Raw genomic sequence first — 24146 nt, forward strand, 5'->3', positions numbered from 1 at the left:
ACGATTGCCAAGCTTCGATAGGATCGTGTCATGAGTGGCACGCAGAAGACGAAGCGGGAACCGGAGCGGGTGGTCGTCCTGGCCCTCGACGGCGTCTACCCCTTCGAACTGGGCATCCCCAGCCGCATCCTCGGCGCCGCCGACGGCCACTACGAGGTGCTGACCTGCACGGTCGACGGCCGCCCCGTACACACCAGCGCGGACTTCACGGTCGGTGTCGCCCACGGCCCGGAGATCCTTCCGACAGCGGACACGGTGGTGGTCACCTCGATGCCGCCCGCGTACATCCCGACGGAGCTGCCGGACGAGGTCGCCGCGGCCCTGGCCCGCATCCGCCCGGACGCGCGGATCGTCTCGATCTGCACGGCCGCGTTCGTGCTCGCCGAGGCCGGCCTGCTGGACGGCCGCCGCGCGACCACGCACTGGCAGGTGGCCGACGCGTTCCGCCGCCGTTTCCCGCGGGTCGACCTCGACCCGGACGTCCTCTTCGTCGCCGACGGCCGCATGCTCACCTCGGCCGGAGCCGCCTCCGGTGTCGACATCTGCCTGCACATCGTCCGCACCGACCACGGCAGCGAACTGGCCAACTCCGTCGCCCGCCGCTGTGTCGTCCCGCCGTTCCGTGACGGCGGCCAGGCGCAGTACATCGAGCAGCCGGTCCCCGTCAGCGGCGCGGCGAGCACGGCCGGGACCCGTGCCTGGGCCCTGGAGCGCCTGGACGAGCCGCTCTCCCTGTCCGACCTCGCCGGCCATGCCCGGATGAGCCTGCGCACCTTCATCCGCCGCTTCAACGACGAGGTCGGCCTCAGCCCCGGCCGCTGGCTCATCCAGCAGCGCGTCGCCCGTGCCCGGCATCTGCTGGAGTCCAGCGACCTGCCGGTGGACCGGATCGCCGCCGAGGTCGGCTTCACCACCGGCGCCTCACTGCGCCAGCACCTGCAGGCGGCGATCGGGGTGTCCCCGCAGGCCTACCGGCGCACGTTCCAGCGGACCCGCTGAGCCTTCCGGCGTAAACCTCCGGGCCGCCGAACGTTTCGGCCCGCCCAGGCGTCGCAGGACCGTACGCAGCACGTGGGAACAGGGGGCGGGAAATGCGCAGAGGCCTTGTGGCGGTGGCGGTGCTGACGGCCATGACGGTGGCGGGGTGCGACGACGGTCCCCGGCCGGACCTGGTGGTGAAGGGCACCCCGCCGGCGTCCGCGTACGCCGGACCGCTGTACGTGCCCACCCGGCAGCTCGACGCGAGCGGGCCGCGGGCCCTGCGCCTGGCCTCGGGTGCGGCGGGCCGCGCGCTGGAGTGCGACGGGGAGATCTTCGACGGCGCCGGCCCGGACGGGTGGGCCCCCTCGGACGGCGGCGGCACCCCCGAGGAGGGCCTCACGCTCTTCTTCGACATGGACGAAGCCGCCCTGCCCGACCACGGCTTCCGCGTGGAACGCCGGGAGGCGGACCGGGTGTTGTACTCCTACGACATCGGCGGCCGGACGAAGGCGGCGGTCGTGGTGGCCAAGGACCAGCAGGACCGGCCCGGTTGGGGCCCGGAGACCCACGCCTCCTGCGACCCCGCCGAGTTCCCCGCCGCCTTCGCGGCCGCCCAGGGCTGGGAGGTGTGGACGGACCGCGACGGCGGACGGGTGCCGGTGAGCCGGCTCAGCAGCTCCACCGGCCCCGAACACTGCGGCTGGCAGTCCGTCCACTTCCTTCGGCTCGACGACGCGACCTACGCCCGCGACCCCGAGGACGCACTCGGCGGCGACCTGCTCACCGCCCCGTACCGGGCCCGCGTTCCCCTGCCGGCCGGCGCCCACGACACCGGATACCGCTACCGTCACTGGCGGCTGTGGCTCACCGACGACAAGGCGACCGCCTACGTCCGCACGCCCGGCGCAGTCGAGGCCTGGCCCCGGCTGAGGCGACGCGTCGCCTGCGACTGAGCCGTCACCGGCTGCCACGCGACGCGACCGGTGACGGCATGTGCCGGTCACCCGGCCGCGTACACCCGCTCCCCGCCCACATAGGTGAGTGCCACGGCCGTCTCCGCGAGCTCCTCCGGCGGCCCGGCGAACGGATCGCGGTCCAGCACCACCAGGTCGGCGAGCGCCCCGGCGGTCACCCGGCCGGTGTGGTCCAGATGGTTCACGTACGCCGACCCGGCCGTGTACGCCCGCAGCGCGTCCGCGAGGCCGAGCCGCTCCTCGGGCAGGAACACGGGTCCGCTGCCGCCGGGCTCGACCCGGTTGACGGCGACATGGATGCCCTGCAGCGGATCGGGGCTGCTCACCGGCCAGTCGCTGCCCGCCGCGAGCCGCGCCCCCGAGCGCAGCAACGCGCCGAAGGGATACTGCCGACCGGCCCGTGCGGGCCCGAGGAAGGGGATCGTCAGCTCGTCCATCTGCGGCTCGTGCGCGGCCCACAGCGGCTGGATGTTCGCGGTGGCGCCGAGCCGGGCGAACCGGGGCACGTCGTCCGGGTGCACGACCTGCAGATGCGCGAGATGCGGCCGGGTGTCGCTCGGCCCGTTCGCGGCGCGTGCCGCTTCGACCGCGTCCAGCGCGTCGCGTACGGCGCGGTCGCCCAGCGCGTGGAAGTGGCACTGGAAGCCGAGGGCGTCCAACTCGACCACGTACTTGGGCAGTCGCGTGGCATCGATGAAGCTCTTGCCGCGGTTTGCGGTCACGCACCCGCACCGGTCCAGATAGGGATCCAGCAGCGCGGCCGTGTGGTTCTCGGCGACCCCGTCCAGCATCAGTTTCACCGAGCCCGCCCGGAACCGGCCGTGGCTCAACGCCGCCCGCTTCTCGACGAGTTCGGGGATCTGCTCGGATCCGCGCTCCCGGTCCCACCACAGCGCGCCGCGCACCCGCGCGGTGAGCGAGCCGTCCCGCGCCGCCGTGAGATAGGCCTCGGCCGGGTCGTCCATGCCGAGGAAGTCACCGACCAGCGCGTCCTGCCAGGCGGTGATGCCGAGCGCGTGCAGATGCCGCTGGGCGTGCAGCAGCGCGGCCAGCCGGTCGGCCGGTGTGGCCGGCGGGGTGAACCGGCCCACCAGCTGCATCGCGCCCTCCTGGAGCGTGCCGCTCGGCTCCCCGGAGGCGTCCCGCTCGATCCGTCCGTCGGCCGGGTCGGGTGTGTCCCGGCCGATGCCGGCCAGCTCCAGTGCCCGGCTGTTGACCCAGGCACCGTGGTGGTCGCGGTTCGGCAGATACACCGGCCGGTCCGGCACGACCGCGTCCAGCAGCTCCTTCGTCGGCGTACCGCCCGCGAACGCCTCCATGGACCAGCCGCCGCCGAGGATCCACTCCCGCTCCGGATGGGCGTCGGCGTAGGCCCGCACGGTGGCCACGGTCTCCTCGGCCGTCGTCAGACCGGACAGATCGCACTGGGCCAGCTCCAGGCCCGCCGGCACCGGATGGACGTGCGCGTCCTGGAAGCCGGGCAGCAGCAGCCGTCCGGCGAGGTCGACCACCTGCGTGCCCGGCCCGGCCAGGTCGTCCAGCTCGTCCCCGCCGACCGCGGTGATACGACCCGCGGTGACGGCGACGGCGGTCGCGGTACGGCCCTCGGGCGTGAGGACGGGGCCGCGGGTGAACAGCAGATCAGCGTGCATGATGCCTTCCTGGTCGGTCAGTGGGAGGTGGTGAGCAGTTCGGGAGCGTCGGCGTCGGTGCCCGCGCCGGTGCGGAAGTAGGGCGACCTGCGCACCCACTTGGCCCAGGCGGCCGCCACGAACCCGGAGGCGATCATCGCCACCGGCATGAGCAGCAGGAACCAGCCGTTGTCCGCGCGCAGTTCGAGGTGGTCGGCGGAGTCGTAGAGGGACCAGCCGAGGTAGCCACCGAGGCCCAGCAGGGCCAGTGCGCTGAGTGTGGGCAGCAGGACCGCCCGCACGCCCTGCCGCCAGCCGTCCCGCAGCAGGGAGCGGAAGCGCACGGCGGCCGCCAGCGCGGTGAGCGCGTAGGACAGGGCGACGACGATGCCGACGGCGTTCACGATCGCGTCGATCATGTCGGCGAGGCGCGGGATCACCAGCGCCCCCGCCGCCACCGCGAGGGCCAGCGCCCCGATCAGCAGCGTCCCCGCCGCCGGAGTCCCGTACCGCGAGCTGACCTTGGACCACACCGGCCCGAGGGTACGGTCCCGGCTCATCGCGAACATCCCGCGCGCCGTCGGGATGACCCCGGCCTGCAGCGAGGCCACCGCCGAGAACATCAGGGCGACCAGGGGCAGCGCGGCCAGCGGCTGGTCGGCAAGCCGGTCCCCGTAGTACGCCAGTCCCTGCGCGCCGTGCCCGGCCAACTCCCGCTGCGACAGCACCCGTTGGAAGGCGACCGAGCCGAGCAGGAACAGCCCGAGCATGGTCACCAGGGTGATGGTCCCGGCCCGGGAGGCGTCCTGGGGGTCGCGCACCTCCTCGTTGACGGTGAAGGCCGCCTCGAAGCCCCAGTAGCAGAACACCGACAGCAGCAGGCCCTGCGCCAGCGCGGTCGCCGAGGGGATCGCGAACGGGTCGAACCAGGAGAGGCTGAAGGAGTGCGGTCCGGTGACGATGCCGTAGCCGCAGAACCCGAGCAGCACGACGTACTCGAAGACCAGCAGCCCGCTCTGCAGCCGGGCCGCCGTGCGGACACCGGTCACGGCGGTCAGCGTGACGACGACCAGGACGACGATCCCCACCGCCGTCGTCTGCGCGGTCGAGTCCGGATCGAGGCCGAGCGAGCCGATCCGGTGCAGGCCCGCCTCCCCGCCCAGCTGCAGCAGGGCCGAGCCGGTGACCGCCGTGGTGTAGGCGAGGAACGCCACGCTCGCCACGACGTTCACCCAGCCGACCATGAAGCCGAGCCAGGGACTGAGCGAACGGCCCACCCACACATAGCCGTTGCCCGCGTTCGGCTCCACCCGGTTCAGCCGCGCGTAGGCCCCCGCGATGCCGAGGACGGGCAGGAAGGCCAGCAGCATGATGGCCGGCAGATGCGGGCCGACCACGCCCGCCGTCACCCCGAGCCCGATGCCGATGCTCGTCGTGGCGGCCGTACTGGACGCGGCGACGGCGACGCCGTCCACCACGCTCAGCGACCTGCGCAGCTCGGGCCGCGCGGGGGGATCCACTCCGAAGGGTCTGTCGCTCATGGCCGGTTCTCCGCTCGCACAGCGGGGCCTGGACGGCCCCGGTGACCGGACATGAAACTGCCGGGGCACTTAACAGGTCAACGATGTTGTCGTAAGGTGCCGGGCACGTCCCAGGGAGGCCCCATGACCGACCGAGTCGTCCCGCCCGCCGCGCGGCAGCGCCGGCGCCCCACCAAACAGGGCGTCGTGCTGTCCGAGGAATTGATCGTCCGGACCGCGCTCCGGCTGATCGAGGAGCACGGCGCCGACGCCCTCTCCGTGCGCCGTCTGGGCCGGGCCCTCGGCGCCGACCCCAGCTCCCTCTACCGGTACTTCCGGCACACCGACGACCTGATGCTGGCCATCGCCGACGAGCTGATCGGCCGGACCCTGCGGACCTGGCGGCCGACCGGCGACTGGGTCGCCGACCTGCGCGATCTGGGCCTGCGCATGCACGCGGGCGCCCTCGCCCAGCCGCGTGCGGCGATGCTCAGCGCCCACCGCGTCACCGGGCGCACCCACGAGATCCAGGCCGTGGAGAGCATCCTCGGCGTGCTGCGCCGCGCCGGTTTCCCGGACCCGGAGGCGGTGCGGATCTACCACGCCTTCGTGGACCAGGCCCTCGCCTTCGGTGCCCTGGACTCCGCGGGCACCGCGTTGCCCCGGGCCGCGCGCGAGGCCGAGTCGGAGGTGTGGCGCAGTACCTACGGCCGGCTGCCCGCCGACTCCCACCCGCACATCTCGGCCACCGCCTCCCGCCTCGTCGCCACCATGCGCTCCAGTTCCTATCCGGCCGCCCTCGACCTGCTCCTGTCGGCCGCCCGGACACGCCTTGATCACATTCGTGCGGGGACCCGGGGCTGACGGCCACACTGGACGGGATCCGGATTCCGAGGAGGCCGTACGCCATGACCCCACCGCCCGCCCGCACCGCCGCAGAGCGCAGGAAGGACACCCTCCACCGGCTGGAGAACGACGTCGACGTCTGGGTCGCCACCGCCGGCCCCGACGGCGGCGCCCCCTATCTCGTGCCGCTGTCCTTCGTGTGGGACGGCGCCACGCTGCTGATCGCCACCCCGGCCGAGAGCCCCACCGGCCGCAACCTCGTGGCCACCGGCCGGACCCGGCTCGGCCTCGGCCCGACGCGGGACGTCGTCCTGATCGAGGGCACCGTCCAGGCGGTCACGCCGGAGGACCTCCCCGAGGAGGACGCCGAGGTCTTCGCCGGCAAGACCGGCTTCGACCCTCGTCAACTCTCCACCCGCTACCTGTACTTCAAGATTCTCCCGCAGCGCGTCCAGGCGTGGCGCGAGGAGAACGAGCTGCAGGGAAGGGAGTTGATGCGGGACGGACGCTGGCTTGTCGCCGACTGAATGCCGCCGCCCGGGATATCCGGAGCATGAGGACATCCCCGGGAGGAAGCATGGCACTGGTGAAGGCAGGCGTGTTGGTGCTGGACTGCGCCGAGCCCGAGAAACTCGCCGAGTTCTACAGGGAGTTGCTGGAGGGTGAGCAGACGGACGCCTCGGCGAACCTGGTGGAGGTCCGGGGCGCCGACGGCGTCCGGCTGGCCTTCCGCCGTGATGTGAACGCCACCCCGCCCAGCTGGCCGCGACCGGAGAACTCCCTCCAGGCCCATCTCGATTTCCTGGTCGAGGACCTGGACGAGGCGGAGCGCCGGGTGGTGTCGCTCGGCGGCCGGCCGATCGACACCAAGGGTGCGGCGGGGCCGTACGAGGAACGCGGCTACGCCGACCCCGCCGGCCACTCCTTCACCCTGCGCGTGGTGCCGGCGACGGCGCCGAAACAGGGCTGAACGGCCCGGAGCGGCCGCAACGCACCCGCAGCCGGGAGCCGGTACGCACCCGCGGCCGGGCGCAGCCCGCCCCCCACGCGGTGCTGCGCCGGGCCGCACCGCCTCAGTCCCGGCCGCCCTTGTCGGCCACCGGCCACTGCCCCGTCGACCGAGCGATGGCCTTCGCCCCCGTGCGGTCCACCGCACTTCGCACCACCGCGAAGATCGCCCCCTGGACCGCTGCGGCCAGCAGGATCTCACCCCAGCCGCGGTCCGGGTCCAGGGCGTCGGGCGCGTCGTCCTCGTGCCGGATGGTCTTCCACGCCTTCTGAAAGGCCATACCGGCCACCGCCCCGCTCGCCCAGCTCAGCACGAAACCGATGGGCTGGTAGACGAAGGGAAGCTTCTTCTTCTTTGTCTTGGCCATGTGTCACTTCTTCCTCGTCGCTGGGCCCTCATGCGGGCCGTCCTTCGGGGGCCACCCGTTCGCCGGGGCGCACCGGACCCGGAGCCGTACCGTCCCCGAACGGCCGGCCGCCCAACTGCTCGCGGTGGTGCGAAGTCAGCCAGCCGGCGAGGTCGGGGCCGAGCGGCACGATCCCGGTCGGGTTGATGCCGGTGTGCACCTGGTAGTAGTGCCGCTTGATGTGGTCGAAGTCGACGGTGTCGCCGAACCCGGGTGTCTGGAACAGGTCCCGCGCGTAGGCCCACAGCACCGGGTTCTCCGTCAGCTTCCAGCGGTTGCACTTGAAGTGGCCGTGGTAGACGGCGTCGAACCGCACCAGCGTGGTGAACAGCCGGATGTCCGCTTCCGTGAGGGTGTCGCCGACCAGATACCGCTGTACGGCCAGCCGCTCGGCGATCAGTTCCAGCCGCCGGAATACGCCCGTACAGGCCTCCTCGTACTCCTTCTGGTTCGTGGCGAACCCGGCGCGGTACACGCCGTTGTTCACGTCCTCGTACACCTCGGCCATCACCTGGTCGATCTCCTCGCGCCGGCCGTCCGGGTACAGGTCGGGCGCGCCCGCGCGGTGCAGGGCCGTCCACTCGGTGGCCAGGTCGAGAGTGAGCCGCTGGTAGTCGTTGGTGACCAGGCCCCCGCTGGGCACGTCCACGACCGCGGGTACGCTGACGCCGCCCGGGTAACCGGTTTCCCGCCGGTCGTAGGCCTCGCTGAGGAACCGTATGCCGAGCACCGGGTCCCGGCCGTCCGGGTCCAGGGTGAACCGCCAGCTGCGGTCGTCCTGGATCGGGTCCGCGACCGCCATCGACAGTGCGTCCTCCAGGCCCAGCAGCCGGCGCGCGATCACGGCCCGGCTCGCCCACGGACAGGCGCGCGAGACGACCAGCCGGTAACGGCCCGCCTCCACCGGCCAGCCGTCCCGGCCGTCCGCGGTGATGCGGTCCGCGAAGTGGCTCCTGGACCGGGAGAACGCCTTGTGCCCGTAGGAACGGTTGCCGTCGCCTTCCATGTCTCCTCCTCGCCGCCCGCTGCTCCTCCGGCACCGCGTTCCCCGTTTTCCGCCGCCCGCACGGTGTGATCCGCCTGCCCGGGGGCAGTCGGCGTTAGGTGAGCGGGACATCCTCCGAACCGCAGAGCGCCGCGCCTACGGCCGAGGACGCGGACACCGCCGTACGCAGGGCCGAAGACCGGGCCGGCGCCGCCCCGCATACGGGCGCGGACGCCGGCGAGGGAAGGGGTGGGACACCTGGCCGGGGTTCCGGCGCCGACCGGCACACGAAGATCACCGTGCTGGTGGCACTCGCCGCCAACCTGGTGATCGCCGTCGCGAAGGCCGCCGGCGGTGTCGTCGCGGGCTCGCCCGCCCTGCTGTCGGAGGCCGCGCACTCCGTCGCCGACAGCCTCAACGAGGTGTTCCTGCTGGCCGCGCTGCGCCGCAGCCGCCGCCCTGCGGACCGGCGGCACCCCTTCGGCTACGGCAAGGAACGCTTCTTCTGGTCCCTCCTCGCCGCAGTCGGCATCTTCGTCATGGGCGGCTGCTTCTCCTTCTTCCAGGGTGCCTCAGCACTGCGTCAGGGCACGCAGGAGAAGTTCAGCGGCTATGTGGCGGGTCTGATCGTGCTGGGCGTGGCCCTCGTGGCCGAGGGTGTCTCGCTGCTGCGGGCCCTGCACCAGGTGCGCCGGCAGGGTGGCGGCCTCGGTGCGCTCAGCGACCCGGCGCTGCGCACGGTGGTCGCCGAGGACGGCACGGCGGTCCTCGGCGTGACGCTCGCCCTCGCCGGCATGGCCCTGCACATGGCGACCGGGCAGGTCGCATGGGAGGCGTCCGCCTCGCTGGCGATCGGCGTGCTGCTGGTGTACGTCGCCTACCGGCTGGGCCGCGACGCCCGCGACCAGCTCATCGGCGAGGCCGCCGACCCGGAGCTGAGCGGCCGCATCCACTCGCTGCTGCGGGCCCAGCCGGAGATCGACAGCGTGGAGGCGCTGTTGACGATGAAGCTGGGCCTCGACTCCACCCTGGTGGCCGCCCGCATCGACCTGGCGCCGGGCCTGGACAGCGAGCGGGTGGAGGAGGTCTCCGTACGCATCAAGCGGTCCCTGGCCCGGATGTTTCCCGAGGCCGACCAGATCTTCCTGGACGTGACCGACCGGCCGGCGGGCGAGGCGCAAGAGGGCCCCGCCGCGACGGGGGAACGCGGCGGGGCCTGACGCTCGAGTGCCCTCCCCGAGGCGGGTTCACACCTCCCCGGCGTGGATTTTTCTGTATCCGGCTGCTTCCCGGCGCGATTCAGTTCTCGCCGAGCGGCTCCAGGACGAAGACCGGGATCTCCCGCGAGGTCTTCTTCTGGTAGTCGGCGTACGGCGGGTACGCGGCGACGGCCCGCTCCCACCACCGGGCCTTCTCCTCGCCGGTGACCTCACGGGCCCTCATGTCCCGCCTGACCGGCCCGTCCTGCAGCTCGACGTGCGGATCGGACGTGATGTTGAAGTACCACACCGGGTGCTTGGGCGCGCCGCCCAGCGAGGCGACCACCGCGTACGTGCCCTCGTGCTCCACCCGCATCAGCGGCGTCTTGCGGATCTTTCCGCTCTTCGCGCCCCGGGTGGTCAGCAAGACGACCGGCATCCCGGTGTCCATGAGCGTCGTGCCCTTCGTCCCGCCGGAGCTCTCGTACAGCTCGACCTGCTCGCGCACCCACTGCGTCGGGCTGGGCTCGTACTCGCCCTCAAGAGGCATGGGATCCGTCCCCTTCGTCGGTCCAACAGGTGTCTGGCATTCAACACCGGCGGCGCCGTGAATCATCCGTACCGCGCACCGCTTGGGCCGACGGGGTGACGAACTCCGCGGCGATGGCGGTGCGGCCGCCGGACCCGGCACCGCGGTGCGCGGCCCGGCCGTCCGTCCCGGGGGAGTTGCTCCCCCGTGAGCACCAGCCACGTCCCGTCGTCCGGCGCGAGGAGCCGTCCGCAGGATCGGGCAGGGGCCCGGAGCCGATCGCCGAGTGGGACGCCGAGGGCTGCGTCCGGCGCCTCGACCGGCCGGAGGAGGAGCACGGCCGCGCCGGCAGGATCCTCGTCGCCGGCGAGGACGCGGTCGTGCCCGGCGTCCCCCGGCAGACGGCCGCACGACCGGCCGCGCCCATGGCTGACCGTTTCGTCCTGCATAGGCCGGTGTGGGGCGATATGGTCGTACGGCACCATGTGTACGAGGGCAGTCCGGCCGTCGAGCGGGCCTTCGCCCCGGCCGGTGGGAGCCGTCGACCGGCATGACCGGTGGACGCGAGCCCCACCGCGGCCGGAATCCGCCCCTCCGACCCACCTGACTTCGGCCAGATCACACGCATCACCGAAGTGGCCGAACTTTTCGTCGACCCATTAGGTGCCCGAGGCATCTAATGAAGATCGGCACGACGCACTACATCGTCTGCGAGGTCTTCCATGACGGAACTGACGGACATCACCGGCCCCGAGCACCGGGCCGCCCCCGTCGCCTTCCCGCAGGACCGCACCTGTCCCTACCACCCACCCACCGGATACCAGCCGCTGCGCGACGGGCGCCCCCTCTCGCGCGTCACCCTCTTCGACGGCCGTGAGGTCTGGGCCGTGACCGGGCACGCGGCCGCCCGCGCCCTGCTCTCCGACCCCCGGCTGTCCTCCGACCGCCGCCACCCCGAATTCCCCGTGCCCGCGGAGCGCTTCCAGGGCATCCGGGACCGCCGGGTGGCGCTGCTCGGTCTGGACGACCCGGAACACAACCGGCAGCGGCGGATGATGATCCCCGAGTTCACCGTCCGGCGCGCCGGCGAGCTGCGGCCCTGGATCCAGCGGGTCGTGGACGAGCTGCTGGACCGGATGATCGCCCAGGGGCCGCCCGCCGAACTCGTCTCGGCCTTCGCGCTGCCCGTGCCGTCGACGGTGATCTGCTATCTGCTCGGCGTGCCGTACGCCGACCACGAGTTCTTCGAGGAGCAGTCCCGCAAACTGCTGCGCGGCCGGACGGCTGACGAGGCCGTCGCCGCCCGCACCCGGCTGGAGAAGTACATCGGGGGGCTGATCGAGGACAAGGCCGAGGAGGCCGAGCCCGGCGACGGCATCCTCGACGACCTCGTCCACCGGCAGCTGCGCGACGGCGACCTGGAGCGGGCCGAGGTCGTGTCCCTGGCCCTGATCCTGCTGGTCGCGGGCCACGAGACCACTGCCAACATGATCTCGCTGGGCACGTTCACGCTGCTCCAGCACCCCGAACGGCTGGCCGAGTTGCGTGCCGACCCGGCCCTGCTGCCCGCCGCCGTCGAGGAGCTGATGCGGATCCTCTCCATCGCGGAGGGACTGCAACGGGTGGCGCTGGAGGACATCGAGATCGAGGGGCAGACGATCCGGGCCGGGGAGGGCGTGCTCTTCTCGACCTCGGTGATCAACCGCGACCCGGCCCAGTACGAGGACCCCGACGCGCTGGACTTCCACCGTGCCGCCCGCCATCACGTGGCCTTCGGCTTCGGCATCCACCAGTGCCTGGGCCAGAACCTGGCCCGCGCCGAACTGGAGATCGCCCTCGGCGCGCTGCTGTCCCGGCTGCCGGACCTGCGCCTCGCCGTCCCGGCCGAGGAAATCCCCTTCAAGCGCGGCGACACGATCCAGGGGATGCTGGAACTCCCCGTGACCTGGTAAGAGGCTCAGCTCATGCGATTCAAGGTCAGCATCGACACGAACGTCTGCATCGGCGCGGGGCAGTGCGCACTCGCCGCCCCCAAGGTCTTCACCCAGGACGACGACGGCTTCAGCACCCTGCTCCCCGGGCACGAGGACGGCACGGACGACCCGATGGTCAAGGAGGCGGCCCGCGCCTGCCCGGTCGGCGCGATCACGGTGTCGGAGACCACCGGCTGATCCCGTCCGCGCCGGCGGCCGCCACCAGGACCCGCGCCGCCTCGCGGGCCTCGGCCGCCGGCCGCGCACAGCCCGTGACGCCCGCCGTGACCATCGCTCCCTCGGCCAGCAGGAAGAGGGGGCCGGTGAGCGCGGCGGGCAGCTCCGCCGCGTCCACGAGCGAGGCCAGGTATCCCCGGAACGCCTCCTTGTGGGCGCGCACCTGCTCGGCCACCAGGGCGGACGTCGTGCCCAGCTCGCCGTAGGCGTTGATCCAGGCGCAGCCGCGGAAGCCGTCCTCGCCGAACCACTCCTGCAGCCAGTCGAACACGGCCGGGATCCGTCCCCGCGGGTCCCGCTCCCGTGCGACGTGCTCGGCCAGACGCCGGCGCCAGCGCTCGTCCCGTCGGGCCAGGTAGGCCGCGACGAGCTGCTCCTTGGCCGGGAACAGCTGGTACAGGCGCTTGAGCGACAGCCCTGAGGCGCCGCGGAGTTCGTCCATGCCGACGGCCTGTATGCCGCGGGCGTAGAACAAGTCCTCAGCGGCGTCGAGCGCCCGCGCCCGGGCGACGGTGGTGTCCATCGGCGGCATCGGCGCTCCTTGCCCCCTTGACGGGATCCTTGACGCGAGAACGAGCGTTCTCCTATGGTAGCAGCCACTGGAGAACGATCGTTCTCCGGGGTCGTCCGAGCCCAGGAGGAGACCATGGCCGACCGTCCACCCCTGCCGCCGTTCACCCGCGAGAGGGCCGCGCAGAAGGTCCAGGCCGCCGAGGACGCCTGGAACACCCGTGACCCGCACAAGGTGGCGCTCGCCTACTCCGAGGACTCGGTCTGGCGCAACCGCGACACCTTCGTCACGGGCCGGGACGAGATCGTCGCGTTCCTCACCGCCAAGTGGCAGCGCGAGCTCGACTACGCGCTGCGCAAGGACCTGTGGGCCTTCGACGGCAACCGCATCGCCGTCCGCTTCCAGTACGAGTCCCACGACGCCGACGGCCAGTGGTGGCGCTCCTACGGCAACGAACTCTGGGAGTTCGACGAGCACGGCCTGATGACCCGGCGCGAGGCCAGCATCAACGACGTACCCATCGAGGAGAAGGAGCGCCGCGTCCACGGCCCGCGCCCCGAGGCCGAGCGAGGGGTGTCCTTCCCGCTTCAGTAGGGTTCCCGGATGACCGAACAGGCCGAGCAACCCTTCCTCTACGTCGTCGTCTGCGCGGCCGGGATCGCCGCGGGCGTCAGCAAGCTCATCGCAGCCGCCCAGGCACGGGGCTGGGAGGTCGGCGTCATCGCCACGCCGGTCGCCATGGGCGGCTTCTTCGACGCCGCAGCCGTCGCGGCGCAGACGGGCCGTCCCGTCAGATCCGCCTGGCGCACGCCGGCCGACCCGCGTCCTTTCCCGCCGCCGGACGCCGTCGTGGTGGCACCCGCCACCTTCAACACCGTCAACAAGTGGGCGGCCGGGATCGCCGACACCCTCGCGCTCGGCACCCTGTGCGAGGCCGCGGGCCTGGCCATACCGATCGCCGTCCTGCCCTGTGTCGCCGACGCGCTGGCCGCCCATCCCGCCTACCGGGACAGCGTGGAGCGGCTGCGCGGTATGGGCGTCCGCTTCGGCGACCCGTACACGGGTGAGGTCCGGCCGGACGGCAGCCGGCCCGACCTCGCCTGGGAGCGGGCGCTGGAGCTGCTCTAGCGGCAGGTCAGCGTCGGCCCCGCCAGCATGTTCCCGGTGAACATGTCCTGGCCCTTCGGCACCCAGTAGCCGAGCTTCGAGACCACCGTGGAGCACTTCGCCCCGACGATGAAGCGGACCTTGAGCGTCTCCGGGCGGCCGGGCTGCAGCTCGGTCACCGTGCAGTCCAGGGAGTGTGCCAGCCGGGCCTTCGACGGGTACCGGCCCACCAGCGGGTTGACGCAGCGGCTGTCGGCCGTGCTGATCCGCAGCCCGGTGCCCTCCTGGCCGATCATCCCCAGACGGGCGTTGCCGTCGCCCTCGTCACTGTCCCGGTGGATCGTGTACGTCACGGTGGTCGTGGCGTTGCGGCGCAGCACGGTCTTGTCGACGGTGACGGAGTGCGTCGCCTTCGCCTTGGGCGCGGTCAGCGCCACGGTGGCCCGCACCGTGCCCTTCAGGTCGACACCCGAGGGCGTCGACCGCACGCGGACGGTGGCGGTGAGCTCGTAGGTGCCCGGGCCGGGGTACAGGCCCGAGCCGGGCAGCGTTCCGGTGCCCATGGTCTTGCCGGACCGGGTGGCCTTCCAGGTGCCCTCGGTGCGACAGGCGTACCGGACCCGGACGCCGGACACCCGGCAGGTCGCGGGAGCCGTGATGTTGAATCTCGGGACGCCGGTGTCCGCACACAGGCTGACGTCGGCTTGCTCGCCATGGGCGCCGTGCAGCGTGCCGGCAGCCGAGCAGAGGGTCGCCGGGGTCTCGGGTGCCGGCGCGGCGACGGACTGTGCGCAGGCGGGGGTGACGAGGGCCAGCGGCAGCAGCGCTGCTCCGGCCAGGATTTTCAAGGTGGTGGTGGGGCGAGTCGGCACCGCGTGTTCCTCCGAGGCGGCCGAGACCGGCCGGATGCCGGTCGTCTGCGCCGAGGATGAGCTGACGGTACGACAATCCACCGCCTCCCACGCCGCACGGTCACCTGAGGGCAGCAAGGCGTCCGCCCGGACGCGTCCCCGGGCGCGTCCTCAGCGGACCTCGCGGACGTACCCCTTGCTTCCCGGCGTGGACACCTCCCGGTCCCGGCGGACGATGCTCAGCCGGTCGCCCCAGTGGGCGAGCGCCGCGCGCAGTCCGGCGCCGGTGTACTCGACGTCCACGACCCGGTCGTCGAAGGCCGTGGCGTACACCCCGCACTCGTCGTACCGCCCGCACTCCTCCGTCACCGCGAAGTCCAGTCCGGCCCGCCTGCGCACACCTGCCAGGTCGGCGGTGTTCTTCTGCGCGACAGCCAGCCGCCGGGCGTGCGCGTGCCGGGACAGCAGAGTGATGAAGGCGGTCGCGTCGGCCGCGGTGAGCAGGTGACGGGAGCGGGTGTAGCTGTCGTAGTTGTCCGGCTCGACCGCGTCGAAGCCCTTCTTCGCGCAGCCGTCGATCCACCGGTTCACGCGCTCGGCCACCCGCTCCCTCTTGGCCGGGGTGCCGATGTCGAGCAGCGCCTCGTTCCAGTCCTCGTCGATGACGGCCCTGCCGTGCGCGTCGCGCAGCAGCAGGTCGGCCGGCCAGGAGGAGCGCTCCTCGGGCTGGGCCTGGAAGGCGTTGACGTAGCAGATGTTGTACAGGCCGGGCGCGGGGGAGCCGGAGCGGTCGCGGCTGACGATCCGTACACCCTCGGCCGGGGGATAGGCGCCGCCGATCTGGTAGTCGAACCCGGCATGGCGCGGGGGCAGCCGCACCGCGGCGGGCTGCGGCGAGCTCCGCCTGCCCGTGCCGCCGGAACCGCCGGAGCCACGGGAGTCGCAGCCGGACAGGGCCGGCAGGGTGACGACCAGGGCCACCGCCAGGGCGCCCGCGGTCCGCCGGGAGCGCGCGGCGCGGGCAACACCCTTCGGGCGCACGTACGCTCCGTCCTGCCCACGCCGGGGCGGCGCGGCGCGTGGCAGGATCAAATCGCCCGCACACTTCGGTCGTCAAGTCGGCGCCGGGTCACGTCGTAGGCTCGTTGTCGACCATCGTCCCGAAGGCAGGAGCAGCAACGATGCAGTACGTGAAGCTCGGTTCGACGGGCCTGGACGTGTCACGGATCTGTCTGGGCTGCATGACCTACGGCCTGCCCGACCGCGGCGTCCACGAGTGGACCCTCGACGAGGAGGCCTCCCGCCCCCTCATCCGGCAGGCGCTGGAGGCGGGCATCAACTTCTTCGACACCGCCAACGTGTACTCCGACGGCACCAGCGAGGAGATCGTCGGCAAGGCCCTGCGCGACTTCGCCGACCGCGACGAGATCGTGCTGGCCACCAAGCTGAACGGCCGGATGCGGCCGGGCCCCAACGGGGCCGGACTGTCCCGCAAGGCCATCATGACCGAGATCGACCACAGCCTGCGCCGCCTCGGCACCGACTACGTCGACCTCTACCAGATCCACCGCTACGACCACGCGACCCCCGTCGAGGAGACGATGGAGGCGCTGCACGACCTGGTCAAGGCGGGCAAGGTCCGCTACCTCGGGGCGAGTTCGATGTACGCCTGGGAGTTCTCCAAGCTGCAGTACACGGCGGACCTGGGCGGCTGGACCCGGTTCGTGTCCATGCAGAACCACTACAACCTCCTCTACCGCGAGGAGGAGCGGGAGATGCTGCCGCTCTGCGCGGACCAGGGCGTCGGTGTGCTGCCGTGGAGCCCGCTCGCCCGGGGCCGCCTCACTCGTGACTGGGGCACGGTCACCGAGCGCAGCGCCAGCGACAACTTCGGCAGCCGTCTGTACCTGGAGAGCGACCGCTCGATCGTCGAGGCCGTCACCCGGATCGCGAACGACCGGGGCGTCCCCCGCGCCCAGGTGGCGCTCGCCTGGCTGCTGCACCAGGACACGGTGGCCGCACCGATCGTCGGCGCCGCCAAGCCGCGGCACATCGAGGACGCGACGGCGGCCGTGGACCTGGAGCTGACCGGGAAGGAGATCGAGGAGTTGGAGCAGCCCTATACGGCGCGCGAGATCAGCGGTCACTGAAACGAACGGCCCGCGGCCGACGCCGGCCGAACCCACCACGTACTCAATGCGGCCCGTGCGGCTCGAACTCCCTGCCGCACGGACCCGCCCCCTCGCTCTCCGGCAACGGCACCCGCTCCCCGGACATGCTCAACGTCCTGTAGTACGCCCCGATTCGCTCGGCCGAACGGCCCACGTAGTGCCCGATGAAAGAGCGCCGGAACCGGTCGGCGGTGCGGTTCGGCCCGGAGCCGTGCACCAGGCTGCCGTTGAAGAACAGCGCGTCACCCGGCGCCAGGTCCACGGGAGTCGGGGTCAGCCCGGTCGGCGGCGGAACGTACTCGCGGGCGAACGAGACCTGTTCGTCGGCGAGTTCGGGGCAGAACAGGTCCATCCGGTGGGTGCCCGGGACCACCTCGAGCCCGCCGTTGTCCCGGTCGATCGGCTCGCAGGCCACCCAGGCCGCCACGCATGTGCCCGGCTCGACGCGCAGATAGAAGTTGTCCTGGTGCAGCGCCTGCCCGCGCGCACCCGGCGGCTTGAAGTAGAACATGCTCTGCGCCGCCAGCACCTCCTCGCCGAACAGCACCTCCAGCACCGCCCGCAGCCGGGCGTCCAGCAGGAACTCCCTGGCGACCGGGCTGAATTCGTGCGGCTGCATCACCCGCGGATACCGGCGCAGCGGATCCGGGTCCCCGGGACGGGGCTCGAAGCGTCCCGGCACCGGGCCGGCCGCGTGCAGCGCGTCGAAGGCGGTGCACAGCCGCTCGGTCTCGTCCCGGCCGAACAGCCCGCGTACGACGGTGAAGCCGTCCTCCTCGAACCGTCCGCGGAGCCCCTCGGGCAGGATGGCGCCGATGTCCGTGGCCCTCATGTGTCCGCTCCCCGAATCCGGTGGTCACCTCTCCGCCACGCTAGGCCGACCGGCCCGACAGGAGGATGCCTGTGCGTGCTGACGACCTGCCCGGGACGGCTGCCGCCGCCCCGTCCCCGCCGCCCGGACTGGTGGTGACCGGCCGCTACGACCAGCGGCCGGGCTACGGCGTGCACCGGCACCGGGGATCGGGCAGCTGGCTGTTCACCTTCACCCTGGGCGGCGGCGGTCTGCTGCGGCAGGGCGCCGCCCGGGTCCGTGCCGGCGCAGGGGATCTCGTGGTGCTCGCTCCGGGCACCGCCCACCACTACACCGTGGCGCCCGGCGCCGAGCGCTGGCGCTTCTGGTGGACGCACTGCCAGGCCCGCCCGACCTGGACGCCATGGCTCGCCCCGTACGCCGTGTCCGACGGCCTGTACGCCGTCGCATCCGTACCGGGGGCCCTGCGCGCCCGGATCGAGGCGGCGTTCGACCGGATGCTCGCCGACGCCCGCGAACCGGGCGCGGGTGCGCCGGGCGAGCCGGACCCGGTGGCCGTGGCCCACGGCAGCCTCGCGCGGGAACTGGCTTTGTGCGCACTGGAAGAGGTCGTCCTCCTCGCCGCCGGCGGGGCGCGGACACCGCCGCCCGCGACGGATGACGACGCCCGGGTGCGCCGCGCCGAGGAGCTGATCGCCGCCGACCCCGGCGCGCCGCACAGCGTCCGCTCGCTCGCCGAGAGCGTCGCGCTGTCCCCGTCCCGCCTCGCCCACCTGTTCACCCTGCGCACCGGCCGGCCCCCGATGCGGGCCGTGCGCGAGGCCCGGCTGCTGCACGCGGCCCGGCTGCTGGAGGCCGGCGACCTGACGGTGGAACGGGTGGCGGCGGCCTCCGGATTCACCAGCCCCTTCCATTTCAGCCGCATCTTCCGGGAACGCTACGGAGTGCCGCCCGGCGCGTACCGGGCGGGCGAACGGCGACAAGAGGAAGAAAAGGATTCACCTGAACTCGAGTCAATAAGGGGCCGTGCCGCACGCAGTTGTCGATAATCGGGAGATCCCTTGTTCGCGCGTGCGCGACTGTGCAAAAGTGTGCGCTGTCGGCGCGCAGGCACATCGCATTCCCGCTGTATGCGCCAGGCCGCTCCCCGTACACCCCCCACGCTTCAAAAGAGCCGCCTCAGGTGGACGTTCGAGCAGCACACCACCTTCCCATACTGGTTGGTATGGACTAATTCCGTATCACGTCTGGAGGAATGCAGTCGTGAATGAGGCCGGCCTGTCGGACGAACAACTGAGTGCCGAGCTGAAGAAGTGGACGGGAGGGACACCCGCACTCCATCCGGTGGGTGAGCTCCTCGACCGGCACTGGGAAGCGGCCTTCGCCTACGCCCGGTTGTGCACGGACGGGACGCGCGCCGCCGGCATGCTCACCACCGCCGCCTTCACCCGGCTGTTCGGGGAATCGCTCCGGCAGGCCGGCCCGACCGCCGCCTGGCGGCCCCAGGTGCTGGTCGCCGTCCGCCGGATCGCGGCCGAATGGGACACCGACGGCCGCCGGGAACTCCTCCATCCGGCGCTGCGGTCCGGCGAGGCCGGTGAGCGCGCCGCCACCCGGCTGCTGCCGCCGCCCGGCCGTCGGCAGTTGTCCCGCGCCTTCCAGCGCGTGCCCCAGACCTCGCGTGCCGTGCTCTGGCACACCGAGGTCGAGGGTGACCCCTTGGCCGTACCCGCGGCTCTGCTCGGCCTGGACGAGGAGGACGTCGCGGTCGAGCTCCACCGGGCCCGGGAACGAGTGCGTGAGGAGTGCCTCCAGGTCCACCGCGAACTCGCGCCCGAGACCGAGTGCCGCCGCTATCAGCGCATGCTCGACGTGACCTTCCGGCGGGGCGGTGTCGACATCGACCCCGACCTGCACCAGCACCTGGCCGGGTGCGCTCACTGCAGCGGGACCGCCGACCAACTCGTCGCGTTCAACACGGGACTCGGGCTCGCCCTCGCCGAAGCGGTGCTCGGCTGGGGCGCCCGGGCATACCTGGAGTCCCGGGCGCGCCGCGCCGAGGAGCCGGCCGGCCCGGCCCCGCGCCCCGAGACCGTCGCACCCCCCTCCGGCGAGGCCTTCCCGACCGCCGCGCCCCCGCACCGGGCCGCTTCCGACGAGCCCGGCCACGGGGACGGCGCCGACGAGCCGGCGGGCGGGGCCGGCTCCGCGGAGGCCGGGCATCGGAGGGGTTCCGGCGAGCGCGTGCGCCGGAGCGGCACCGGGTTCCGACGGAAGGGTGCTCTCGCCGAGCCGAAGGACGGGAGCGACTCCGCCGAACTCGGGAGTGGCGCAGCCGAGGGCCCGCACCGCCGACGCTCCGCCGCCGTCGGAGCGCCGGCCGACGCCGGGGAGACCGTCCCCTCCGGCCGCTCGACCCATCGTGCCGCCCGCGCCCGCCGCGCCCGGCGCCGCCATCTCGCCCTGGCCGTCGTCACCGTCAGCGGTCTGGTCGTGCTGCCCCTGGTGCTGTGGTCGGTGCTGGGCGACGGCCACGGGCCGGAACCGGCCGGCGGCACCACCTCCCCGGCGCCGGGCAAGGACACCGCCGGTCCGGGCGCCTCCTGGGCCGGGGCCAACACGGCGGGTCAGGGCGCCCTGCACGGCCGGCTGCACAACCTCGCCTCCGGCCTGTGCGTCGGCGTCGTCGGGAAGAAGGCCGTCGAGGGCGCCGAGACCGAACTCGCCGCCTGCTCCGCGGCACCGGGCCAGCAGTGGACGTACGAGACCGACGGGCTGCTGCGCAACTCCGCCGCGCCCGACCTCTGCCTGGACTCCCACCTCGGCTACTCGGTCCGCCTCGCCCCCTGTTCGGCCACCGGCAAGGCCGGCCGGAACATCCGCTACGACTTCACCCTCCAGGGCGCCCTGATACCCCGCTGGAACCAGGACCTGGCCCTCACCCCGGCCGCCACGGACGGCTCCGGCGCCCTGGTCCTCAAGAACCGAGCCCCCGGCGCCGCCCAGCGCTGGGCCGTCGACACCGCCAAGCCCGACCTGCAGATGCAGAACGTCAACTGGGACAGTGCCGGCAGTCCGTCACCGAGCGCCGCCCCACCCCGGACGACCCCCGGCGCGACGCCCGCCCCCAAGGCCTCCGGGACCACGTCCGCACCGGCCCGGACCCCGGCCCCGGCCCCGACGGCCAAGGGATCGAGCCCGACGGCCACGCCGTCCGCCACGGTCGACCCCTGTTCCGCGTACCCGTACTACTGCGGAGGGGACGGCGGGGGGTACGGCAGCGGCGGGGGCTACGGAGGAGGCGGGCGCCACCACCGCTGACTCAGGGGCGGTGCGGCGGCGCCGGCGGGATCGTGCCGAGCCCCGGGGCCGCCTCCGGCCACACCAGCAGCACCGGGCAGGGCGCGTGGTCGACGGCGAACCGAACCGCCGGGCCGAGGCTCTTCGGCCCGAGCCGGGACCGGTCGCCGTCCCGGGCCAGGACCAGCAGATCGGCGCCCTCGGCGGCGGCCACCACCTCCCGCTCGACCCGGCCCGACCGCTCCTCGCGCCCGCATGGCCGGCCGAGGCGCTCCGCCGCCGCGTCCAGCAGCTCGGCCGCCGAACTGCCGCCGAGCGTCTCCAGCAGGGCACCGGGGTCGCGCTCCGGGTGTCCACGCCCGAGCAGCCCCGCGTACGCGCCGTGCGCGAGGCCGGGGACCTCGGGCCCGCTGACGTGCAGCAGCACCACCTCGGCGGTGTCGGGTGCGTGGCCGCGCACGGCGTCCACGCAGGCGGGCCAGGTGCCCTCGGTGAGCCAGGCGATCACACGCATCCGGTCGTCCTCCCTCGGCACACGAAACCTCACAGAACCCGTAGCGACCCCCACAGTGCCACCACCGCCACGGCCAGGGAGGACGGCACCGCGATCAGGCCCAGCCGGGTGAACTCCCCGAGATCCACGCCGTGGTCGTGCTGGTGCACGATCCGCCGCCACAGCAGCGTCGCCAGCGACCCGGCGTAGGTCAGGTTGGGGCCGATGTTCACGCCGAGCAGCACCGCGAGTACGGCCCCCGGCCCGGCCGGCGCGGCCAGCGGCAGCAGGACCAGCACCGCGGGGAGATTGTTGATCAGGTTGGCCAGCAGCGCGGCCAGCGCGGCGATGCCCAGCAGCGCGGGCAGACCGGTGCCGCCCGGTACCACGTGCCCGAGCACGTCCGCGAGCCCGTTGTCGACGACCGCTCGCACCACGACGCCCAGGGCCAGCACGAACGCGAGAAACCCCGGGGCCGCGGCCCGTACGACGGTCAGGGGGGTCGCCTTCCGGCGGACCAGCGCCCGCCCGGCCAGTACCAGCGCGCCCGCCGTGGCGACCCAGGCAGGCTCCACGCCGAACGCCGACGCCACCACGAACCCGGCCAGCGTGCAGGCGACGGTCACCAGCGCGAACAGCGGCGGCTCCGGCGCCTCACCGGCGTCCTGGCCCGCCGGTGCCGCCGCCGCCAGATCCCGGGCGAAGAACCGCCGGAACACCAGATACTCGGCGCCGATCGCCACCAGCCACGGCAGCGCCATCAGCGCCGCGAACCGGGTGAAGCTCAGCCCGCTCGCCGCGAACGCGAGCAGGTTCGTCAGGTTGGACACCGGCAGCAGCAGCGATGCCGTGTTCGACAGGTGCGTGCAGGCGTAGACGTGCGGCTTCGGGCGTACGCCGGTGCGCGCGGCCGTGGCGAACACCACCGGGGTGAGCAGCACGATCGTCGCGTCCAGGCTGAGCACGGCGGTGATGGCGGAGGCGAGCGCGAAGACCGCCGTCAGCAGCCGTACGGGACTTCCGGCCGCCCACCGTGCCATCCACGCCCCGCACGCCCGGAACAGCCCCTCCACGTCGCAGTAGTGGGCGAGCACCAGCACCGCCGCGAGAAAGCCGATCACCGGTCCGAGCCGCTCCGCCTCGGCCCGGGCGTGATCCACCGAGATCGCGCCGGTGGCGATCGCGACGCCGGCGGCGGGGACGGCCATGACCGCCTCCGGCCAGCCGAACGGCCGTACGACGGCCCAGGCGAGTACGGCGACGAGCAGTACGGCGGACAGGGCCTCGGCGAGCGGGGTGTTCAGGGCGGGTCCTTCCGGGATCGATCAGACGGTGCCCGCCCATGAAAACAGACGACCTTGAACGGCTTACGACGAACGGCTGCCCGCCGCGCCCAGGAACTCCTCCCAGCCGCCCACCGGGGCCTGCCCCGGCACGAGCGTGCGCAGCTTGCGCAGCACCGCCGGGTCCTGCGCCTCCAGCCAGGCCACGAGCTGCTTGAACGACACGAAGCGCACGTCGTCGCCGTAGGCCGCCATCTTCCCGATCGCCTCCTCGACGGCGTCCATGTAGATGCCGCCGTTCCAGCGCTCGAAGTGGTTGCCGATGAAGAAGGGAGCGCGGTTGGACTCGTAGGCGCGCTGGAAACCGGCGACATACGCGTCGCGGGCCTGTGAGCGCCAGACGTCGTACCGGGTGCGGTCGCCGTTGGGGTTGCCGCCGGACTGGTTGAACATCATGTTGTAGTCCATCGACAGCACCTGGAAGGAGTGCCCGGGGAAGGGTATGGACTGCAGCGGGAAGTCCCAGATCCTCCCGCCCTGCACCTTGCTCGGCCAGATCTGCAGGCCGCCGGGGGAGCTGGCGTCGTACTTCCAGCCGAGCGCGGCCGCGGTGGGCAGCAGATTCGACTGGCCCTCCAGGCAGGGGGTGCGGCCGCCGATCAGCTCCTTGCGGTAGTCGAAGGGCAGCGGTTCGAGGTCGGTGAAGCCGGTGTTCGTCTTCCACTGCGTCACGAACGCCATCGCCTGCTCGATCTCGCTGCGCCACTCGGCCGGGGACCAGTTGCGCACGCCGGTCGCGCCGCAGAAGTGCCCGTTGAAGTGGGTGCCGATCTCGTGGCCCTCCAGCCAGGCGGCCCGCACCTGCTGGAGGGTGGCGTGGATGTGCCGGTCGGCGAGGTAGCCGATGGCGGAGGCGCCGACCGGGTGCTGCGGCGGGCGGTAGAGGTGCTTCTTGGACTCCGGCAGCGCGTAGATGCCGCTGAGGAAGAAGGTCATCCTGGCGCCGTGGTCGGCGGCGACCTTGCGGAACCGGGAGAACAGCTGGTTGCTCAGCTCGCCCGCCCCGTCCCAGGAGAACACCACGAACTGCGGGGGCTTCTGACCCGGCTTCAGCCGGACCGGCACCGGCTGGTGCGGTTGGGCGCCGGTGTCGGCCGTGGAGCCGTCGCCGATCGGCTTCACCGGCCGGGCCTGGGCGGTGCCCTTGCCGTCCCGGTCCGGCCCGTCGACGCGGAGGCCGGTGCCGGAGGAGCACGCGGCCAGCGTGCCCAGGGCACCCGCCGCCGCGCCCGCCGTCAGCACCCGCCTGCGTGAGATCCCGCTCATCTT

At 72.9% G+C, this 24146-nt stretch carries 26 protein-coding genes; 14 read left to right on the forward strand and 12 right to left on the reverse strand.

Annotated features, from left to right (window positions below; all coding sequences use genetic code 11):
- Window positions 1-30: 30 nt before the first annotated feature.
- Entirely contained in the window at window positions 31-999 is a 969-nt protein-coding gene (locus AB0L59_RS09105; RefSeq protein ID WP_365581100.1) for a helix-turn-helix domain-containing protein, read from the forward strand.
- Between the two features lie 92 nt (window positions 1000-1091).
- Window positions 1092-1934 carry a hypothetical protein gene (locus AB0L59_RS09110; RefSeq protein WP_365581101.1) on the forward strand — a complete coding sequence of 281 codons (843 nt, stop codon included), beginning with the start codon at window positions 1092-1094 and terminating at the stop codon, window positions 1932-1934.
- 47 nt (window positions 1935-1981) lie between these two features.
- Here the strand turns inward: AB0L59_RS09110 and AB0L59_RS09115 are convergent, their stop codons facing one another.
- A complete protein-coding gene (locus tag AB0L59_RS09115; protein ID WP_365581103.1) occupies window positions 1982-3607 on the reverse strand; it encodes an amidohydrolase in 1626 nt (541 codons plus the stop codon).
- 17 nt (window positions 3608-3624) lie between these two features.
- Complete coding sequence (locus AB0L59_RS09120) at window positions 3625-5127, reverse strand: APC family permease (RefSeq protein WP_365581105.1); 1503 nt, start codon at window positions 5125-5127, stop codon at window positions 3625-3627.
- A 123-nt stretch (window positions 5128-5250) separates the two neighbouring features.
- On the opposite strand from AB0L59_RS09120, the gene AB0L59_RS09125 reads away from it, so the two are divergent.
- The 3 genes from AB0L59_RS09125 to AB0L59_RS09135 are packed head-to-tail and all read left to right on the forward strand — an operon-like array spanning window position 5251 to window position 6922.
- Window positions 5251-5970 carry a helix-turn-helix domain-containing protein gene (locus tag AB0L59_RS09125; RefSeq protein ID WP_365581106.1) on the forward strand — a complete coding sequence of 240 codons (720 nt, stop codon included), beginning with the start codon at window positions 5251-5253 and terminating at the stop codon, window positions 5968-5970.
- 44 nt (window positions 5971-6014) lie between these two features.
- Window positions 6015-6479 (forward strand): pyridoxamine 5'-phosphate oxidase family protein, encoded by a 465-nt coding sequence (locus AB0L59_RS09130; protein ID WP_365581108.1) that lies wholly within the window; start codon window positions 6015-6017, stop codon window positions 6477-6479.
- Window positions 6480-6529: 50 nt separating this feature from the next.
- Window positions 6530-6922 (forward strand): VOC family protein, encoded by a 393-nt coding sequence (locus AB0L59_RS09135; protein WP_365581110.1) that lies wholly within the window; start codon window positions 6530-6532, stop codon window positions 6920-6922.
- Between the two features lie 103 nt (window positions 6923-7025).
- Here AB0L59_RS09135 and AB0L59_RS09140 read toward each other — a convergent pair whose 3' ends face one another.
- On the reverse strand, window positions 7026-7328 hold the full coding sequence (locus AB0L59_RS09140; protein WP_365581111.1) for a DUF4235 domain-containing protein: 303 nt from the start codon (window positions 7326-7328) through the stop codon (window positions 7026-7028).
- 28 nt (window positions 7329-7356) lie between these two features.
- Complete coding sequence (locus tag AB0L59_RS09145) at window positions 7357-8373, reverse strand: glutathione S-transferase C-terminal domain-containing protein (protein WP_365581113.1); 1017 nt, start codon at window positions 8371-8373, stop codon at window positions 7357-7359.
- 272 nt (window positions 8374-8645) lie between these two features.
- Here AB0L59_RS09145 and AB0L59_RS09150 point away from each other — a divergent pair, with 272 nt between their 5' ends.
- Entirely contained in the window at window positions 8646-9572 is a 927-nt protein-coding gene (locus tag AB0L59_RS09150; protein ID WP_365581599.1) for a cation diffusion facilitator family transporter, read from the forward strand.
- A 79-nt stretch (window positions 9573-9651) separates the two neighbouring features.
- Here the strand turns inward: AB0L59_RS09150 and AB0L59_RS09155 are convergent, their stop codons facing one another.
- A complete protein-coding gene (locus AB0L59_RS09155) occupies window positions 9652-10101 on the reverse strand; it encodes a nitroreductase family deazaflavin-dependent oxidoreductase (protein ID WP_365581114.1) in 450 nt (149 codons plus the stop codon).
- Window positions 10102-10196: 95 nt separating this feature from the next.
- Here AB0L59_RS09155 and AB0L59_RS09160 point away from each other — a divergent pair, with 95 nt between their 5' ends.
- The 3 genes from AB0L59_RS09160 (at window position 10197) to AB0L59_RS09170 (ending at window position 12251) form a co-directional block, all read left to right on the forward strand.
- Entirely contained in the window at window positions 10197-10634 is a 438-nt protein-coding gene (locus AB0L59_RS09160) for a hypothetical protein (protein ID WP_365581116.1), read from the forward strand.
- A gap of 168 nt (window positions 10635-10802) precedes the next feature.
- Window positions 10803-12032, forward strand: coding sequence for a cytochrome P450 (locus AB0L59_RS09165; RefSeq protein WP_365581117.1), 1230 nt, complete (start codon window positions 10803-10805; stop codon window positions 12030-12032).
- A gap of 12 nt (window positions 12033-12044) precedes the next feature.
- Window positions 12045-12251 carry a ferredoxin gene (locus tag AB0L59_RS09170; RefSeq protein ID WP_365581119.1) on the forward strand — a complete coding sequence of 69 codons (207 nt, stop codon included), beginning with the start codon at window positions 12045-12047 and terminating at the stop codon, window positions 12249-12251.
- Here the strand turns inward: AB0L59_RS09170 and AB0L59_RS09175 are convergent.
- Window positions 12226-12813 carry a helix-turn-helix domain-containing protein gene (locus tag AB0L59_RS09175; protein ID WP_365581601.1) on the reverse strand — a complete coding sequence of 196 codons (588 nt, stop codon included), beginning with the start codon at window positions 12811-12813 and terminating at the stop codon, window positions 12226-12228. The two genes, AB0L59_RS09170 and AB0L59_RS09175, sit on opposite strands and share 26 nt — an antisense overlap.
- 123 nt (window positions 12814-12936) lie before the next feature.
- Here AB0L59_RS09175 and AB0L59_RS09180 point away from each other — a divergent pair, with 123 nt between their 5' ends.
- Window positions 12937-13395 carry a nuclear transport factor 2 family protein gene (locus AB0L59_RS09180; RefSeq protein ID WP_365581120.1) on the forward strand — a complete coding sequence of 153 codons (459 nt, stop codon included), beginning with the start codon at window positions 12937-12939 and terminating at the stop codon, window positions 13393-13395.
- Between the two features lie 9 nt (window positions 13396-13404).
- On the forward strand, window positions 13405-13929 hold the full coding sequence (locus tag AB0L59_RS09185) for a flavoprotein (RefSeq protein WP_365581122.1): 525 nt from the start codon (window positions 13405-13407) through the stop codon (window positions 13927-13929).
- Here AB0L59_RS09185 and AB0L59_RS09190 read toward each other — a convergent pair.
- On the reverse strand, window positions 13926-14780 hold the full coding sequence (locus AB0L59_RS09190) for a hypothetical protein (protein WP_365581123.1): 855 nt from the start codon (window positions 14778-14780) through the stop codon (window positions 13926-13928). The two genes, AB0L59_RS09185 and AB0L59_RS09190, sit on opposite strands and share 4 nt — an antisense overlap.
- Before the next feature lie 150 nt (window positions 14781-14930).
- Window positions 14931-15800 (reverse strand): endo alpha-1,4 polygalactosaminidase, encoded by an 870-nt coding sequence (locus AB0L59_RS09195; RefSeq protein WP_365581124.1) that lies wholly within the window; start codon window positions 15798-15800, stop codon window positions 14931-14933.
- A 140-nt stretch (window positions 15801-15940) separates the two neighbouring features.
- On the opposite strand from AB0L59_RS09195, the gene AB0L59_RS09200 reads away from it, so the two are divergent.
- On the forward strand, window positions 15941-16909 hold the full coding sequence (locus AB0L59_RS09200; protein ID WP_365581126.1) for an aldo/keto reductase: 969 nt from the start codon (window positions 15941-15943) through the stop codon (window positions 16907-16909).
- 43 nt (window positions 16910-16952) lie between these two features.
- Here the strand turns inward: AB0L59_RS09200 and AB0L59_RS09205 are convergent, their stop codons facing one another.
- Window positions 16953-17762 (reverse strand): phytanoyl-CoA dioxygenase family protein, encoded by an 810-nt coding sequence (locus AB0L59_RS09205; RefSeq protein ID WP_365581128.1) that lies wholly within the window; start codon window positions 17760-17762, stop codon window positions 16953-16955.
- Window positions 17763-17827: 65 nt separating this feature from the next.
- On the opposite strand from AB0L59_RS09205, the gene AB0L59_RS09210 reads away from it, so the two are divergent.
- Window positions 17828-18790 (forward strand): helix-turn-helix domain-containing protein, encoded by a 963-nt coding sequence (locus AB0L59_RS09210; protein ID WP_365581130.1) that lies wholly within the window; start codon window positions 17828-17830, stop codon window positions 18788-18790.
- 214 nt (window positions 18791-19004) lie between these two features.
- Window positions 19005-21062: a ricin-type beta-trefoil lectin domain protein gene (locus AB0L59_RS09215; RefSeq protein ID WP_365581132.1), complete on the forward strand. Its 2058-nt coding sequence runs from the start codon at window positions 19005-19007 to the stop codon at window positions 21060-21062.
- Between the two features lies 1 nt (window position 21063).
- Here the strand turns inward: AB0L59_RS09215 and AB0L59_RS09220 are convergent, their stop codons facing one another.
- The 3 genes from AB0L59_RS09220 to AB0L59_RS09230 form a co-directional block, all read right to left on the reverse strand.
- A complete protein-coding gene (locus tag AB0L59_RS09220) occupies window positions 21064-21555 on the reverse strand; it encodes a universal stress protein (protein ID WP_365581134.1) in 492 nt (163 codons plus the stop codon).
- Between the two features lie 29 nt (window positions 21556-21584).
- Window positions 21585-22838: an arsenic transporter gene (locus tag AB0L59_RS09225; RefSeq protein WP_365581603.1), complete on the reverse strand. Its 1254-nt coding sequence runs from the start codon at window positions 22836-22838 to the stop codon at window positions 21585-21587.
- 63 nt (window positions 22839-22901) lie between these two features.
- A complete protein-coding gene (locus AB0L59_RS09230) occupies window positions 22902-24143 on the reverse strand; it encodes a hypothetical protein (RefSeq protein ID WP_365581136.1) in 1242 nt (413 codons plus the stop codon).
- Window positions 24144-24146 lie beyond the last annotated feature (3 nt).

Source organism: Streptomyces sp. NPDC052109, assembly GCF_040680195.1.
Taxonomy (GTDB): domain Bacteria; phylum Actinomycetota; class Actinomycetes; order Streptomycetales; family Streptomycetaceae; genus Streptomyces.